Below are 17,409 nucleotides of genomic sequence, written 5' to 3'. Positions count from 1 at the left end.
TTTTGTCATTAAAAAGCTGGTGGTTTGTTGGGCTACCTGGATTCGAACCAGGAATGACAGGACCAGAATCTGTAGTGTTACCATTACACCATAGCCCAATAATTTTCGTTTGCGGGTGCAAAGATACAAATAATTTGGGAATTGCAAACATTTCTGCTATTTTTTTTGCAAAAACTCTCATTTTGCTCCCTTAAGTAGAAGCATCTCCCCTAAAAAACACAAAAATTAAGTCATAACTTTCTTGTATCCAATAAATCACCGTATATTTGTCAAAAATATCACGTTTATAATCAGAAACAAAGGGGAATCCTTTTTTGTTATAAACCAAAAGAGAACATGAATTATTAATTTCAATTACAGGAATGAACGATACGAAAATATTAATTGAAAAAATTAAAGAGGGAATTCAGGAAAAAAAGGTAAAAACATCATTATTGCTGATTTAACCAGTATAGAAGATACCATCTGCAAATATTTCGTTATATGCCAGGGGAACTCCCCTAGTCAGGTAAATGCTATTGTAGACTCTGTCAAGGAGTTTGCCCGTAAAGGTGCAGACAGCAAACCGACCGCAATCGACGGACTCCGAAATGCAGAATGGGTGGCAATGGATTATTCCGATGTACTCGTACATGTCTTTCTGCCGGAAGTAAGATCCTTCTATAATCTTGAACATCTGTGGGCTGACGCCAAACTTACTCAAATCCCCGATTTAGACTAATCCACAATTATGGACAACAATAATACTAATAACAATAAGGTGAATATGCCCAAGTTCAATCTGAACTGGCTATATATGATTATTGCCCTCATGCTTCTCGGCCTTTGGTGGAGCAGCGATTCAAGAGGAAGCGGAAGTAAAGTCGTTCCTTACAGCGACTTCCAGAAGTATGTCACTAACGGCTACATCAGCAAAGTGCTGGGCTCTGAGAAAACTCTCGAAGCCCATGTCAAGCCGAATGCCGTAGGTGCAATATTCGGTGCGGACTCCACCAAAGTGGGAAGAAACCCGATTATCACCAGTAACCCTCCTTCCAAGGACAGACTGGATAAATTTCTGCAGGACGAAAAAGCAGCCGGTCATTTTGACGGAATCGCAGATTACCCTGCCGATTCGGATATTTTCCCGGCAATCCTGATTAATATTCTTCCACTGGTTTTATTAATCGCCCTATGGATATTCTTCATGCGCCGTATGAGCGGCGGTGGCGGCGGTGGTGCCGGCGGTGTATTCAATGTAGGAAAATCCAAAGCCCAGCTTTTCGAAAAGGGAGGCTCCATCAAGATTACATTCAAGGATGTAGCCGGCCTGGCGGAAGCAAAACAGGAAGTAGAAGAAATCGTAGAGTTTCTGAAAGAACCTCAGAAGTATACTGACTTGGGAGGTAAGATTCCCAAAGGCGCATTGCTCGTAGGCCCTCCGGGCACCGGTAAGACCTTGCTTGCCAAGGCTGTTGCCGGCGAAGCAAACGTTCCGTTCTTCTCACTGGCAGGTTCCGACTTCGTAGAAATGTTTGTCGGTGTAGGTGCTTCCCGCGTACGTGACTTGTTCAAGCAGGCTAAAGAAAAAGCTCCTTGTATTGTCTTTATCGATGAAATTGACGCGGTAGGCCGTGCTCGTGGAAAAAACCCGGCAATGGGTGGAAATGATGAGCGTGAAAACACTCTGAATCAGTTGCTGACTGAAATGGACGGCTTCGGTTCCAATAGTGGTGTGATTATCCTTGCCGCTACCAACCGTGTGGACGTACTTGACAAGGCATTGCTTCGTGCCGGACGTTTCGACCGTCAGATACACGTAGACCTGCCCGACCTTAACGAACGTAAAGAAGTATTCGGCGTACACCTGCGCCCGATCAAGATAGACGATACAGTAGATGTAGATTTGCTGGCACGTCAGACTCCGGGATTCTCCGGTGCGGACATTGCGAATGTCTGCAATGAAGCTGCGCTGATCGCAGCCCGTCACGGAAAGAAATTTGTAGGCAAGCAGGATTTTCTGGATGCGGTAGACCGTATCATCGGTGGTCTGGAAAAGAAGACCAAGATTACTACAGAAGCGGAAAGACGCTCGATTGCCTTGCATGAAGCAGGACACGCCTCTATTTCGTGGTTGCTGGAATACGCAAATCCATTGATCAAAGTAACAATTGTTCCCCGCGGACGTGCATTGGGTGCCGCCTGGTATCTGCCGGAAGAACGTCAGATCACTACTAAAGAGCAAATGCTTGATGAAATGTGTGCTACCCTCGGAGGACGTGCAGCCGAAGATCTGTTCATCGGACGCATCTCTACCGGTGCCATGAACGACCTCGAAAGAGTTACGAAACAGGCATACGGCATGATTGCTTATTTAGGTATGAGTGACAAACTACCCAACTTATGCTATTATAATAATGAGGAATATTCTTTCAACCGTCCATATAGCGAAAAAACAGCCGAACTCATCGACGAAGAAGTGAAACGGATGGTGAACGAGCAATATGAACGTGCCAAGAAGATTTTGTCCGAACATATGGAAGGACACAATAAACTGGCTCAGTTACTGATCGACAAAGAAGTGATCTTTGCCGAAGACGTCGAACGTATTTTCGGTAAACGCCCGTGGGCATCCCGCTCGGAAGAAATCATGGCTGCCAAAGAAAGCCAGGACGCTGCCAGAGCGGAAAGAGAACTTGCCGAGAAACTGAAAGCAGAAGAACAAGAAATCAAAGAAGAGGAAGCTAAAAATTCTGCTCAGGAAGAAGCAACTACAGAAACGAAAATCACTGCGGAAGGAAAAAAAGTAACCGTAGAAGGAAAAGTTACTATAGAAGCAAAATCCAATGAGGAAGAACAAACTACCGAATCTAAATAATTAAAACACGAAGATTTTGATTAGTAATTTTATAAAACGGGCCATTACGGGTATACTCTTTGTTGCCATTTTAGTGGGATGTATACTCTATAATTCTTTCAGCTTCGGCATTCTGTTCATGGCGATCAGTGCACTGACAATCTATGAATTCGGACAGTTAATCAACAGCCGCGCAGAAGGAGTCAATGTAAACAAAACCATTATCATGCTGGGAGGAGCTTACTTGTTCCTCGCAGTGATGGGATTCTGTATCGATGCAGCCGACTCCAAGATTTTCATTCCTTATTTGCTGCTGCTACTCTATTTGATGATCAGTGAGCTGTATCTGAAAAAGGCAAGTCCAATGCTTAACTGGGCATATTCCATGCTCAGCCAGCTTTATATAGGCCTGCCGTTTGCCTTGCTCAATGTCTTGGCATTTCATACTGATCCGGAATATAGCAGCGTAAGCTACAATCCGATCCTGCCATTGTCTATCTTTATATTCCTTTGGCTGAGTGATACGGGTGCATATTGTGTCGGTTCATTAATTGGCAAACACCGCTTGTTTGAACGTATTTCTCCTAAAAAATCATGGGAAGGTTCCATCGGTGGCGGAGTAGTAGCTATCGGAGCTTCTTTTGTCTTGGCACATTATTTCACGATTATGTCAATGTGGGAATGGGCAGGTCTGGCTATAGTCGTTGTCGTTTTCGGAACATGGGGCGACCTGACAGAATCATTACTGAAACGCCAGCTGCACGTTAAAGATTCGGGAACCATTCTTCCGGGACATGGAGGGATGCTCGACCGCTTCGACAGTGCTTTGATGGCTATACCGGCAGCGGTCTTTTATCTATATGCACTGACTTGGTTTTAATAACAGAATAAATAAAATAAAAGGTCGGAAGCCGCTTTGAAGCACTTCCGACCTTTTTTTTCACACACAGTGTTCGTCAAGGTTTAGGTTTAGTTATTTATAAAAGTTTTGCTATTTAACAAAAGAAGTAGAATGCACATCTTTCGCTTTTTCCGGAACGCCTACCGGATGATCCAAATCAAGAACGATCACTCTTCCTTCTCCATTTTCTTCTGAATTAATAATCACCTTGAATCCTTTAAATTCTGTTTCAGCTGCATCTTTTGCCGTTGGATAGAACTCTTCCAGATTATAAGAAACTCGTCCCCATCCCCGGTATCCAGTCACATCATCATACGTATTGTAACGTAATTCCAGATGTATATACCCATCTTCATCCACCTTCAAAGCTTCCGGTGTTTCCGGAGCTTCCGGTTCTATCTTATTCTGTACAAGACTGATGCGGTGCTTTTCAGAACGAGGCAAATACTGATGGAAGATGATATTCAGAAACTTTCCTCCCAGCCACATATCTCCTTGATAAATCACGATAGGATCATTACCGAATTCCTCTTCATTTTCAGCCGTCATATCTTCCACTTCTTTTGTCAACACTTCCTGAATTCCTTCGATCTTTACCTGAGCACCCTTATCCGTATCAGCCAAAGGATTGAAAAAAGCAACTACTCGTTCACCGTCTACCGGTTTGTACCAAGGAATAGAGCTGGCCACCGGATCAATCATACCCCAACGATCACCTTCCAGATAATAACCACCGCCACCGGTAGCACGAACTGTAGCCCAATCCCATCCTATGTCTCCAATTGAGTACCCATCGTCGTCACATGATTGCAGCGCAGGTACCAATGCGAGCAATAACATTACTAAAAGCCAATTAAATTTTTTCATATTTATTCCTCTCTTTTTAATTCTTCTGCTATATAAATAAAAAAGCCGGGCATTTACTGCACCGGCTTTACGTTTATTCAGAAAAAGAAAGTTATTTTTTCAACAGTTCAAGCATTTTGCGAGCAGCATGCTGGGGAGCACCTGCAGGCCCCAACCGATCTGCCATATACTCATATTCGGCAAGCATACGATCCTTATATTCCTGATCTTCAATCAGTTTCTTTAGTTCACTCTGCATATTTCCGACTGTCATTGTATCTGCAACCAACTCCTTTACAACCTCACGATTTGCAATCAGATTGACTAGTGAGATAAATTTCACTTTCAAGATATGACGACGCAAAAACGAAACCACTTTTCCAATCGGTGTATAGTAACAAACCACCTGAGGAACACGGAACAAGGCTGTCTCAAGAGTCGCCGTACCCGAAGTGACCAAAGCCGCCTCCGCATGTTGTAGCAAACGATAGGTCTGGTCAAAGATTATTTTCACTTTAGCCTGCCCTACATATTGTTTGTAATACTCCGGAGCGATGCCGGGAGCACCGGCCAGTACCAGTTGATAATCGGGAAAAGCAGAAGCAGCTTTCAGCATATCCGGCAGATTATCCTTGATCTCCTGTTTCCGGCTTCCCGCCAACAGTGCGATTACCGGTTTATCCTCCAGATTATTATCCGCCAAGAATGCTTCCGAATTTTTAGGATGAGCTTTCTGATAAGCAGCCACTTCATCTACCGTAGGATTTCCTACATAATGTATAGGATACCGGTGCTTCTCTTCAAAAAACTCCACTTCAAAAGGAAGAATGGAGAAAAGTTCATCCACATCACGTTTGATATTCTTTATGCGGTACTCCTTCCATGCCCATATCTTCGGAGAAATATAATAGAAGACAGGAATCTGCGTCTCGAAATGCACAAACTTAGCTATGTTAAGATTGAAACCGGGATAATCGACCAAGATCACCACATCGGGATTCCACGCCACAATATCTTCCTTGCAACGTTTCATATTTGCAAAAATCGTACGCAAATGAAGCAGTACTGGAATAAATCCCATATACGCCAGCTCTTTATAATGCTTCACCATCGTTCCTCCGACGGCAGCCATCAAATCTCCACCGAAAAAGCGGAAATCGGCCTGAGGATCTTCCGCCTTGAGGGCAGTCATCAAATGGGACGCATGCAAGTCTCCGGAAGCTTCACCGACAATCAGATAGTACTTCATGGGAATTTTGAATTAGGAGTTTTGATATTTGAAATCAGCACAATGCGTATGTCAGAATTCCAGTTGCTGACAATAGCCATTCAGTTCATCTATAAAGCCGTAAGCAGTCATATCGACTGTCGTTGGCGTGATAGCCACATATCCGTTTTCCAGCGCCCAATGATCATTGTTCTCATTTTCAAGTTCATGATCGGTGAATGAACCGGTCAGCCAAAAGTAATTATGGTCATCAAGACGGGGACAAGTTACCCATTCATTCACCCAGCATCCCTTTGCCTGTTCACAAACCTTCACTCCTTTGAGGTCGGGAGTATCGGGAAAGTTCACATTAAGACAAGTCAACGGGGGCAGTCCTTTTTCCAATATCATGGCAGCTATCTTGCGTATATAAGGACCCGAAGGTTCAAAATCAGCATCGGGCTGATGATTGCACAGAGAAAAACCAATCGAAGGAATTCCCTTCAGACAGCCTTCAATCACTACTCCCATCGTTCCTGAATAATGCACGTTAATAGCGGAATTATCTCCATGATTGATACCGCCTACGATCAGGTCAGGCTTCCGGTCGAGCACTGAGCCCAATGCCAGCTTGATACAATCGGTCGGCGTTCCTGTACATTTATATACAGTCAGTCCCACTTCTCTTTTGACCAGTTGATAATGAACCGGATGAGTCACCGTCAATGCACTGCCGCTGCCGGAGCGCGGAGAGTCGGGTGCCATTACAACAATTTCCCCCAACGGACGAAGGAACTTCACCAGTTCACTAATACCTTTAGCCATAACACCATCGTCATTCGAAACGAGGATCAACGGCTTCTTACTTTCCATATATTCAATCCTTTCCTTTTTAATGTTCGCACAAAAGTAGCAAAAAGTAACCGTACTGCCAACCGCTTATCTCCGAATATCATATTAATCACATCGCTATCTGACGAATATACACCCGTTTACAAATCTTAATCTTCTGCAAGCGAGTAAAAAAAGAAATAGATATCCAATATAAATATGTATATTTGCAAGCTCAAACAGAGAAAGTATGATGATAAAATCAACCAGGTTTCGGAACTGTTTCGTCCGGCAGTTATTAACAAAACCGGTGACTTATCAACAGAAAATGCAAAGTTTCTCTTTTTTCGTAGGCGCTCTAAGGAATTATCACTTATTTCGCTGCCAATAAATTTAGAGTATATGGGAAAAATAATTGCTTTGGCCAATCAAAAAGGGGGTGTAGGAAAGACCACGACTACGATTAATCTCGCAGCGTCACTTGCTACACTTGAAAAGAAAGTACTCGTGGTAGATGCAGACCCGCAAGCAAATGCCTCTTCCGGCCTGGGAGTGGACATCAAGCAGTCGGAATGCACTATCTATGAATGCATTATTGACAGAGCCAATGTACAGGACGCTATTCTTGACACAGAAATCGACTCTTTGAAAGTGATCTCTTCGCACATCAATCTTGTAGGAGCAGAGATTGAAATGCTGAACCTCCCAAACCGCGAAAAGATACTGAAAGAAGTGCTCACACCCTTGAAGAAAGAATATGACTATATTCTGATAGATTGTTCTCCTTCACTCGGACTGATCACCATCAATGCCCTGACGGCAGCCGACTCCGTGATCATCCCCGTGCAAGCTGAGTATTTTGCTCTCGAAGGCATCAGCAAACTGCTGAATACGATTAAAATCATCAAGTCGAAACTGAATCCCGCTCTGGAAATCGAAGGTTTCCTGCTGACGATGTATGACTCACGTCTGCGTCAGGCAAACCAGATTTACGACGAAGTGAAAAGACACTTCCAGGAATTAGTTTTCAACAGCGTGATCCAGCGAAATGTGAAACTGAGCGAGGCTCCCAGCTACGGTATCCCGACCATTCTTTATGATGCGGACTCTACCGGTGCCAAAAACCATCTCGCCCTTGCCAAAGAGATTATCAACAGAAATAAATAACCGAAGAAGATATGGCAACACAAAAAAGAAATGCATTAGGACGCGGACTTGACGCCCTGCTCTCAATGGATGATGTGAAAACCGAAGGTTCTTCTTCCATTAGTGAAATAGAGTTGGCGAAGATTACCGTCAACCCCAATCAGCCACGCCGCGAATTCGATCAAACGGCATTGCAGGAACTGGCTGATTCTATTGCGGAAATCGGTATCATACAGCCTATCACTCTACGCAAACTCTCGGACGATGAGTATCAGATCATCGCGGGAGAGCGTCGTTACCGTGCTTCACAAAAAGCAGGACTGAAAACCATCCCTGCCTACATCCGCACTGCCGACGACGAAAACATGATGGAAATGGCGCTGATTGAAAACATACAGCGTGAAGACCTGAATGCGGTAGAAATAGCATTGGCTTATCAACATCTGCTGGACCAGTATGAACTGACACAGGAACGCCTGAGCGAACGTATCGGCAAGAACCGGACCACTATCGCCAACTACCTGCGTCTGCTGAAACTGCCGGCTCCTATACAGATGGCTCTACAAAACAAACAGCTAGATATGGGACATGCACGTGCATTGATTTCATTAGGCGACCCCAAACTTCAAGTAAAAATATTCGAAGAGATACAGGAACACGGATACTCCGTCCGCAAAGTAGAAGAGATTGTCAAATCGCTGAGCGAAGGAGAAGCTGTGAAAAGCGGCACACGGAAAATCACTCCGAAACGCAGCAAACTACCGGAAGAGTTTAATTTACTAAAGCAACAACTCACGGGATTTTTCAACACCAAGGTACAACTGACTTGCTCCGAAAAGGGGAAAGGAAAAATCAGTATTCCTTTCAGCAACGAGGAGGAACTGGAACGTATCATGGAAATCTTCGATACGCTAAAAAAGTAGATGACAAGAAAAAGTAAGAAATATCAGTTACTCATCATCACCCTGCTTCTCTGTTTTCTACAGGTGGCAGGGATTGATGTGTATGCACAAGAACCTGTGACTCCGGTACAGAAAGACAGTATTATTCAGAGCCGGGAAGCACCGAAAGCACGTGCACGAAGGCACCGGGATCCTGCTCAGGTGATGGATTCGTTGAAAAAGGATTCAATCAAAATATTGCATCCGGAACGCCTGCAAGCAACCGACAGTCTGTCTGCTGCCAAAATACAGATAGCCGACAGCCTTGACGCAGCCAATAAAAAAGAACTGAAGAAGATAGAACAGCCGGCACCTATTGTAGTGAAAACCGACACAGTACCTCCTGTGCAGGATCTCAACAAGAAACTGTTCATTCCCAACCCGACCAAAGCAACATGGCTTGCAGTCGTATTCCCCGGCGGAGGACAGATTTACAACCGTAAATACTGGAAACTACCTATTATATATGGAGGGTTTGCAGGATGTGCGTATGCCCTCAGCTGGAACGGGAAAATGTATAAAGACTATTCACAGGCCTATCTGGACATCATGGACAGTAATCCAAACACCAAGAGCTATGAAGATTTGCTGCCACCGAACGCCCAGTATAATGAAGAGCAACTGAAAAACACCTTGAAACGAAGAAAGGACTCGTTCCGTCGTTTTCGGGACCTTAGTATATTTGCATTTATCGGAGTATACCTTATCTCCATCATCGATGCCTATGTCGATGCGGAATTATCGAACTTCGACATTTCACCTGACTTGAGTATGAAGCTGGAGCCAACTGTCATCGACAATAACAGCCAGTTCCGCTCCAACAGTTACAAGAATAAGTCAGTGGGACTGCAATGCGTACTACGATTTTAAAAACACAATTTAGATTGAACTTATAATTAAAGCATGAAGAAATTAGAAAACTATTGTTCGATTATTTTCCTTTTCCTGTTGGCAACCACACAGGTAAAAGCTCAAAGTGTAGATGTAGTTATTCGTGAAAACGGAACCGAACGCAAAGAAAGCATCGATCTTCCAAAAAGTATGACTTACCCGCTCGACAGTCTGCTGAACGACTGGAAAGCTAAAAACTATATTGATTTAGGCAAAGATTGCAGTACGGCGGAAGTGAATCCTTTATTCAGTGATTCTGTCTACATTGACCGCCTTTCACGTATTCCGGCTGTCATGGAGATGCCTTATAATGACATTGTACGCAAATTCATCGATATGTACGCGGGTCGCCTGCGCAATCAGGTTTCATTCATGCTGAGCGCCTGCAATTTCTATATGCCTATTTTCGAAGAAGCATTGGACGCTTACGGACTTCCTCTGGAACTGAAGTACCTGCCGATTATCGAATCTGCACTGAATCCTTCGGCTGTGTCACGTGCCGGCGCTTCGGGACTGTGGCAATTCATGATTGGAACAGGAAAGATTTACGGTCTTGAATCCAATAGTCTGATAGACGAACGCCGCGACCCGATCAAAGCAACCTGGGCTGCCGCCCGTTATCTGAAAGAGATGTACGATATTTATGGAGACTGGAATCTGGTTATCGCAGCCTATAACTGCGGCCCAGGTACAATCAACAAGGCAATCCGCCGCGCCGGAGGCGAAACGGATTACTGGAAAATCTATAACCTGCTGCCCAAAGAGACACGCGGATACGTACCTGCTTTCATTGCAGCCAACTACGTGATGACATACTATTGCGACCACAACATCTGTCCGATGGAAACAAACATTCCGGCAAGCACAGATACGGTGCAAGTCACTAAAAACCTGCATTTCGAGCAGATTGCCGAACTTTGCAATGTTCCGTTGGAGGAAGTGAAGAGCCTGAATCCCCAATACAAGAAACAAGTGATTCCCGGCACGACCAAACCTTGTACATTACGTTTACCACAAGGCGCCATCAGTACGTTTATTGACAAGCAAGATACGATCTACGCACACCGTGCCGACGAGCTATTTCGCAACCGCAAAACCGTTGCCGTGAAAGAAGTAACTCCAACCACCCGCAGACAGACGAGCGCTGTTGCCGGTAAAGGAAAATTAACTTATTATAAGATAAAAAGTGGAGACACTCTTTCATCGATTGCCGAAAAGCTAGGCGTACGTGTCAGAGATATACAGCAGTGGAACGGTATGTCGAACACCAGAATCGCAGCAGGAAAACAATTGAAAATCTACAAATAAATGACTTCCCGCTTGCTTCATTCGGAAATTTGCTTATTTTTGCAAAAATAAGCGAATGAAAGGATAACGAATATGGATAATATAACCCCCAAAGAAATAGCAGATGAAGAGATGATCAATCAGGCGTTCCAGGAACTTCTGAATGATTATCTCCATACTAAACATCGCAAACGAGTTGAAATCATCACAAAAGCTTTCAACTTCGCTAATCAGGCACACAAAGGAATCAAACGCCGATCCGGCGAACCTTATATCATGCACCCGATTGCCGTTGCACAAATAGTATGTAACGAAATTGGTCTTGGTTCTACTTCTATCTGTGCGGCACTGCTGCACGACGTAGTAGAAGACACTGATTACACGGTAGAAGACATCGAAAATATCTTTGGACCGAAGATTGCCCAGATTGTAGACGGACTGACCAAAATCTCCGGAGGGATCTTCGGTGACCGTGCTTCGGCACAGGCAGAGAACTTCAAGAAGTTACTGCTCACCATGTCGAACGATATCCGAGTTATCCTGATCAAAATAGCCGACCGCTTGCACAATATGCGCACGCTGGGTTCCATGCTGCCCAACAAGCAATATAAGATAGCAGGAGAAACTCTCTACATCTATGCCCCGTTAGCCAACCGCCTAGGTCTGTACAAGATAAAAACAGAGCTTGAAAACCTCAGCTTCAAATATGAACACCCCGAAGAATATGCCGAGATAGAAGAAAAGCTGAATGCTACCGCCGCCGAACGCGACAAAGTATTCAACGACTTCACAGCTCCGATCCGCACCCAGCTGGATAAGATGGGGCTGAAATACCGGATTTTGGCACGTGTGAAATCGATCTACTCCATCTGGAACAAGATGCAGACCAAACACGTCCCGTTCGAGGAGATTTATGACTTGCTCGCTGTCCGCATCATCTTCGAACCACGCAACGTGGAAGAAGAGCTCAACGACTGTTTCGACATCTATGTCTCCATTTCCAAGATATACAAGCCTCATCCCGACCGCCTACGCGACTGGGTAAGCCACCCGAAGGCGAATGGTTACCAAGCATTGCACGTCACCCTGATGGGAAACAACGGACAATGGATCGAGGTACAGATTCGCAGCGAACGGATGAACGATGTTGCAGAACAAGGCTTTGCCGCCCACTGGAAATATAAAGAAGGAGGAGGCAGCGAAGACGAAGGTGAACTGGAGAAATGGCTGAAAACCATTAAAGAGATACTGGATGATCCGCAACCGGACGCAATCGACTTTTTGGATACGATCAAACTGAACCTGTTTGCTTCCGAAATCTTCGTGTTCACTCCGAAGGGAGAGTTAAAGACAATGCCACAAAACTCTACGGCACTGGATTTTGCCTTCTCACTGCACACAGATATCGGTAGCCATTGTATCGGCGCCAAGGTCAATCATAAACTGGTGCCGCTAAGCCATAAACTGCAAAGTGGAGATCAGGTTGAAATATTGACCTCCAAATCCCAACGTGTACAACCGCAATGGGAGGTATTTGCAACGACTGCCCGTGCCCGTGCCAAGATCGCAGCGATTCTTCGCAAAGAACGGAAAGCGAATCAGAAAATTGGCGAAGAGCTACTCAACGAGTTTCTGAAGAAGGAAGAAATACGTCCGGAAGAAGCTGTCATCGAGAAGTTGCGTAAATTTCACAACTTCAAGAATGAAGAAGAGTTACTGGCCGCTATCGGCAGCAAAGCCATTACTTTGGGAGAAGCGGACAAGAACGAGCTGAGAGAAAAGCAAACCAGCAACTGGAAGAAATACCTGACGTTCTCCTTCGGGAACAGCAACAAGGAAAAACCGGAAGAGAAAGAACCGCAGGAAAAAGAAAAGATCAATCCGAAAGAGATTCTTAAACTGACCGAAGAAAGCCTGCAAAAGAAATACATCATGGCCGAATGTTGTCATCCGATTCCCGGTGATGATGTTTTGGGTTACGTTGATGAAAACGACCGCATTATTATTCATAAACGCCAGTGCCCTGTTGCTGCCAAGCTGAAAAGCAGCTATGGTAACCGTATATTAGCGACCGAATGGGATACTCACAAAGAACTTTCTTTCCTCGTATATATCTATTTAAGAGGTATAGACAGCATGGGACTTCTGAATGAAGTGACTCAGGTCATTTCCAGACAGCTCAACGTGAACATCCGTAAACTTGCCATTGAAACGAATGACGGGATATTCGAAGGAAAGATTCAGCTATGGGTACACGATGTGGAAGATGTAAAGACAATCTGTAATAATCTGAAGAAGATTCAAAACATCAAACAGGTGAACCGGGTGGAGGAATAATTTATCGTCCGTCCAGTTCTTTCTTGATAGCCAGAAGCTCTTCCTTAATACCTTTCAGACGGTTCACAATTTCGTAATTGCGAACCGTGGCTTCCTTATTATCCTTCAACCGTTGACGGGCACCGGGAAGCGTCAGACCTTTCTCCTTCACCAGATGATAGATCAGACCAATCGTTTCCACATCCTCCTTTCGATACTGACGTATCCCCCTCCCCGTTGTCCTGGGAGAAATCTGCGGGAACTCCTTCTCCCAAAAACGAAGCAAGGATGCATTGACTCCAAACATATCGGCCACTTCGGCTATGGAGTAATATAATTTTAGTTCTTTGTCCGTATTCAGCATAGAAATCGTTGTTTTAAGAGATTAATCGAACACTTTACCGTGATTGGCGGCTAGTTGAATCATCTTCTCATAATCTTCCGCACTCAAGTCCATGAAGTAATAGTTGACAGGATTCACAACCTTTCCCTTCACGTGTACCTCATAGTGAAGATGAGGACCGGTGCTCTTACCTGTACTTCCCACTTTTCCAATCACCTCGCCACGTACCACCTTTTTCCCGACTTTCGTGTTATAGCTCTGTAAGTGAGCGTACCGAGTCAGATAACCGAAGCCATGGTCAATCTCAATCGTATTGCCATATCCGGTTTCCCATCCTACTTTTACCACTGTACCGTCACCGGTCGCATAGACATCCGTTCCCGGATGAGCGGAGAAGTCCATTCCCGAATGAAACTTCGTCGTACCGTAAATCGGATCAATACGTGTTCCGTATCCGGAAGCAGTCTTGCGAAGGTCTTTATTGGAGATAGGCTGGATAGCCGGAATACATTTCAGCATTTCATCATGATTCTTACACATATCCACCACGTCATCGAAAGATTTGGACTGGATATAAAGTTGTTTGGACAGTACATCCAGCTTTTGGGTCGTATTTACCACCAGCTTGGAGTTTGCCAGATCCATCAGCTCCTCATACCGGTTCGTACCTCCAAAACCTGCCTGACGGATAGCCGGCGAAACAGGATCAGCTTGCAGAATCACCCGATACAGGTTATCGTCACGCTGCTGAATATCCTGCAGCACCCCCATCGCATCATCCAGACGGCGGGAAAGTACATTATATTGCGCCAAAAGACGGCTATTTTCGATTCGCAGCTCCTTCTCCGAAGGCGATCCGAACACTAGAAGCAAGACGATGAAGCATCCGGCTCCAAGTCCCATACCGATAAAAAGCCGGCGCAGAATGCTAAGTGCACGCTGCCGTACGGTAGGGTAAATTCGGTCATAAGTCTGCGTCCTTGGATTGTAGATGTAGTAAACTTTGCGCATCTTTTTGGAAATATTTCGCTTGTTAATACGGCAAAAGTAATAAAAACAAGCTATCTTTGCACAGTTTTTTGAGAATATTAACCTCAACAATAGATATATAGAAGAATATGTTGACTGCAAAAGAGATCAGAGATTCATTCAAGAATTTCTTTGAGTCGAAAGGACACCACATTGTTCCCTCGGCTCCGATGGTGATAAAAGATGACCCTACCCTGATGTTTACCAACGCAGGGATGAACCAGTTTAAAGATATTATTTTGGGTAACCACCCGGCCAAATACCACAGAGTCGCGGACTCTCAGAAATGTCTGCGTGTAAGCGGAAAGCATAATGACCTGGAAGAAGTGGGACACGATACGTACCACCACACCATGTTCGAAATGCTGGGCAACTGGTCATTCGGTGACTACTTCAAGAAAGAAGCCATCAACTGGGCATGGGAATATCTGGTAGAAGTATTGAAACTGAATCCGGAACACCTGTACGCCACTGTATTCGAAGGAAGCCCCGAAGAAGGACTGAGCCGTGACGACGAAGCCGCTTCTTACTGGGAACAGTATCTGCCGAAAGATCACATCATCAACGGCAACAAGCACGACAACTTCTGGGAAATGGGTGATACAGGCCCTTGCGGACCTTGTTCGGAAATCCACATCGACCTCCGTCCGGCAGAAGAACGTGCCAAAATCTCCGGCCGTGATCTCGTCAACCACGATCATCCCCAAGTGATTGAAATATGGAACCTTGTGTTCATGCAATATAACCGTAAAGCTGACGGCAGCCTCGAACCACTTCCTGCAAAGGTTATCGATACAGGTATGGGATTCGAACGCCTCTGTATGGCTTTGCAGGGCAAGACTTCCAACTACGATACAGACGTATTCCAGCCGATGCTGAAAGCGATTGCAGCAATGTCAGGCACAGAGTACGGAAAAGACAAACAGCAGGACATCGCCATGCGTGTAATCGCTGACCACATCCGTACGATTGCTTTCTCCATTACGGACGGTCAGCTGCCTTCCAATGCCAAGGCAGGTTATGTAATCCGCCGTATCCTCCGCCGCGCCGTTCGCTACGGATATACTTTCCTCGGACAGAAACAGTCATTCATGTACAAGCTGCTTCCGGTGTTGATCGACAACATGGGAGACGCTTATCCGGAACTGATCGCACAGAAAGGTCTGATCGAAAAAGTAATCAAGGAAGAAGAAGAAGCCTTCCTTCGCACGTTGGAAACAGGTATCCGTCTGCTGGATAAAACAATGGGAGATACAAAGGCCGCCGGAAAGACAGAAATCAGCGGTAAAGATGCCTTTACCTTATATGATACTTTCGGTTTTCCGTTAGACCTGACAGAACTGATTCTTCGTGAAAACGGAATGACAGTCAACATCGAAGAGTTCAACACGGAAATGCAACAGCAGAAACAGCGTGCACGTAACGCTGCCGCCATCGAAACCGGTGACTGGGTGACTCTGAGAGAAGGAACAACCGAATTCGTAGGTTACGACTATACTGAATACGAAGCATCTATTCTCCGCTATCGTCAGATCAAGCAGAAAAACCAGACACTGTATCAGATCGTACTTGACTGTACTCCATTCTATGCAGAAAGTGGTGGTCAGGTAGGCGACACCGGTGTATTGGTCAGCGAATTCGAGACCATCGAAGTGATCGACACCAAGAAAGAGAACAATCTACCGATACATATTACCAAAAAACTGCCGGAACATCCGGAAGCTCCGATGATGGCTTGTGTAGACACCGACAAACGGGCAGCCTGCGCAGCCAATCACTCGGCAACTCACCTGCTGGACTCTGCCCTGCGCGAAGTACTGGGCAAGCACATCGAGCAGAAAGGTTCGTTAGTAACACCGGATTCACTACGTTTCGACTTCTCTCACTTCCAGAAGGTGACCGACGAAGAAATCCGCCAGGTAGAACACCTGGTGAATGCCAAGATTCGTGCCAACATACCTTTGAAGGAATACCGCAACATTCCTATCGAGGAAGCGAAAGAGCTGGGAGCTATCGCCCTCTTCGGTGAAAAGTACGGTGAAAGAGTACGTGTGATCCAGTTCGGTTCTTCTATCGAATTCTGTGGAGGTATCCACGTAGCCGCAACCGGAAATATCGGTATGGTGAAGATCATTTCCGAAAGCTCTGTTGCAGCCGGTGTACGCCGTATCGAAGCATATACGGGAGCCCGTGTCGAAGAAATGCTGGATACCATTCAGGATACGATCAGTGAATTGAAATCACTCTTCAACAACGCACCCGACCTGGGTATTGCCATCCGCAAGTATATTGAGGAAAACGCAGGACTGAAAAAGCAGGTAGAAGACTACATGAAAGAGAAAGAAGCCTCTCTGAAAGAAAGACTGCTGAAGAATATACAGGAAATTCACGGTATCAAGGTAATCAAGTTCTGTGCTCCGTTGCCAGCGGAAGTGGTGAAGAATATCGCTTTCCAGCTTCGCGGCGAAATCACAGAAAACCTGTTCTTTGTGGCCGGAAGCCTCGACAACGGCAAGCCTATGCTGACCGTCATGCTGAGCGATAATCTGGTGGCCGGTGGCTTGAAAGCAGGTAACCTGGTGAAAGAAGCAGCCAAACTGATTCAAGGCGGCGGAGGCGGTCAACCTCACTTCGCTACTGCCGGAGGCAAGAATACAGACGGACTGAATGCCGCTATCGAAAAGGTACTGGAACTCGCAGGTATCTAAGAAAGCAGTAACATACATCCAATACAAGAACCGTGTCTTAAAGTCACCCGCACTTTAAGGCACGGTTTTTTATTTCAGATTCCAGTGTCAACAGCAACTAATCAGCCTCCTGCCAAAAATATTCGTG

General features: G+C 45.3%; 13 protein-coding genes, 1 tRNA gene and 1 pseudogene. 9 read left to right on the top strand and 6 right to left on the bottom strand.

Annotated elements, in window-relative coordinates; all coding sequences use genetic code 11:
• Positions 1-27: 27 nt before the first annotated feature.
• Positions 28-98: transfer RNA gene (locus HMPREF9007_RS16795), tRNA-Gln, on the bottom strand.
• A 264-nt stretch (positions 99-362) separates the two neighbouring features.
• Between HMPREF9007_RS16795 and rsfS the strand changes: the two are divergent.
• The 3 genes and pseudogenes from rsfS (at position 363) to HMPREF9007_RS16805 (ending at position 3,716) form a co-directional block, all read left to right on the top strand.
• Positions 363-721: pseudogene (rsfS, locus tag HMPREF9007_RS0124810) on the top strand (ribosome silencing factor).
• Positions 722-730: 9 nt separating this feature from the next.
• Complete coding sequence (gene ftsH / locus HMPREF9007_RS16800; protein ID WP_008760922.1) at positions 731-2,857, top strand: ATP-dependent zinc metalloprotease FtsH; 2,127 nt, start codon at positions 731-733, stop codon at positions 2,855-2,857.
• 16 nt (positions 2,858-2,873) lie between these two features.
• A complete protein-coding gene (locus HMPREF9007_RS16805) occupies positions 2,874-3,716 on the top strand; it encodes a phosphatidate cytidylyltransferase (protein WP_008760921.1) in 843 nt (280 codons plus the stop codon).
• 111 nt (positions 3,717-3,827) lie between these two features.
• On the opposite strand, the gene HMPREF9007_RS16810 is transcribed toward HMPREF9007_RS16805, so the two are convergent.
• The 3 genes from HMPREF9007_RS16810 to surE form a co-directional block, all read right to left on the bottom strand.
• Entirely contained in the window at positions 3,828-4,604 is a 777-nt protein-coding gene (locus HMPREF9007_RS16810; RefSeq protein WP_008760920.1) for a NigD-like protein, read from the bottom strand.
• A gap of 91 nt (positions 4,605-4,695) precedes the next feature.
• Positions 4,696-5,832 carry a lipid-A-disaccharide synthase gene (gene lpxB, locus HMPREF9007_RS16815; RefSeq protein ID WP_008760919.1) on the bottom strand — a complete coding sequence of 379 codons (1,137 nt, stop codon included), beginning with the start codon at positions 5,830-5,832 and terminating at the stop codon, positions 4,696-4,698.
• A 51-nt stretch (positions 5,833-5,883) separates the two neighbouring features.
• Positions 5,884-6,663: a 5'/3'-nucleotidase SurE gene (surE, locus tag HMPREF9007_RS16820; RefSeq protein WP_008760918.1), complete on the bottom strand. Its 780-nt coding sequence runs from the start codon at positions 6,661-6,663 to the stop codon at positions 5,884-5,886.
• Between the two features lie 360 nt (positions 6,664-7,023).
• On the opposite strand from surE, the gene HMPREF9007_RS16825 reads away from it, so the two are divergent.
• The 5 genes from HMPREF9007_RS16825 (at position 7,024) to HMPREF9007_RS16845 (ending at position 13,223) form a co-directional block, all read left to right on the top strand.
• On the top strand, positions 7,024-7,788 hold the full coding sequence (locus HMPREF9007_RS16825; RefSeq protein WP_016269488.1) for an AAA family ATPase: 765 nt from the start codon (positions 7,024-7,026) through the stop codon (positions 7,786-7,788).
• Positions 7,789-7,799: 11 nt separating this feature from the next.
• Positions 7,800-8,690: a ParB/RepB/Spo0J family partition protein gene (locus HMPREF9007_RS16830; protein ID WP_008760916.1), complete on the top strand. Its 891-nt coding sequence runs from the start codon at positions 7,800-7,802 to the stop codon at positions 8,688-8,690.
• Positions 8,691-9,578, top strand: coding sequence for a DUF5683 domain-containing protein (locus tag HMPREF9007_RS16835; RefSeq protein WP_008760915.1), 888 nt, complete (start codon positions 8,691-8,693; stop codon positions 9,576-9,578).
• Between the two features lie 33 nt (positions 9,579-9,611).
• The gene (locus HMPREF9007_RS16840) at positions 9,612-10,907 is read left to right on the top strand and encodes a lytic transglycosylase domain-containing protein (protein WP_008760914.1); all 1,296 of its coding nucleotides are present in this window, start codon (positions 9,612-9,614) and stop codon (positions 10,905-10,907) included.
• Positions 10,908-10,979: 72 nt separating this feature from the next.
• Positions 10,980-13,223 carry a RelA/SpoT family protein gene (locus HMPREF9007_RS16845; RefSeq protein WP_008760913.1) on the top strand — a complete coding sequence of 748 codons (2,244 nt, stop codon included), beginning with the start codon at positions 10,980-10,982 and terminating at the stop codon, positions 13,221-13,223.
• Between the two features lies 1 nt (position 13,224).
• Here the strand turns inward: HMPREF9007_RS16845 and HMPREF9007_RS16850 are convergent, their stop codons facing one another.
• Together HMPREF9007_RS16850 and HMPREF9007_RS16855 are read right to left on the bottom strand one after the other, a co-directional pair.
• Complete coding sequence (locus tag HMPREF9007_RS16850) at positions 13,225-13,566, bottom strand: MerR family transcriptional regulator (protein WP_008760912.1); 342 nt, start codon at positions 13,564-13,566, stop codon at positions 13,225-13,227.
• Between the two features lie 21 nt (positions 13,567-13,587).
• Positions 13,588-14,556 carry a M23 family metallopeptidase gene (locus HMPREF9007_RS16855; protein WP_008760911.1) on the bottom strand — a complete coding sequence of 323 codons (969 nt, stop codon included), beginning with the start codon at positions 14,554-14,556 and terminating at the stop codon, positions 13,588-13,590.
• 107 nt (positions 14,557-14,663) lie between these two features.
• On the opposite strand from HMPREF9007_RS16855, the gene alaS reads away from it, so the two are divergent.
• The gene (gene alaS, locus HMPREF9007_RS16860; RefSeq protein WP_008760910.1) at positions 14,664-17,282 is read left to right on the top strand and encodes an alanine--tRNA ligase; all 2,619 of its coding nucleotides are present in this window, start codon (positions 14,664-14,666) and stop codon (positions 17,280-17,282) included.
• Positions 17,283-17,409 lie beyond the last annotated feature (127 nt).

This window comes from Bacteroides sp. 1_1_14, from assembly GCF_000162515.1.
Lineage (GTDB): Bacteria > Bacteroidota > Bacteroidia > Bacteroidales > Bacteroidaceae > Bacteroides > Bacteroides thetaiotaomicron.
Note: the sequence above shows the minus strand (reverse complement) of the source record. Positions and strands in the feature narration are given on the sequence as shown.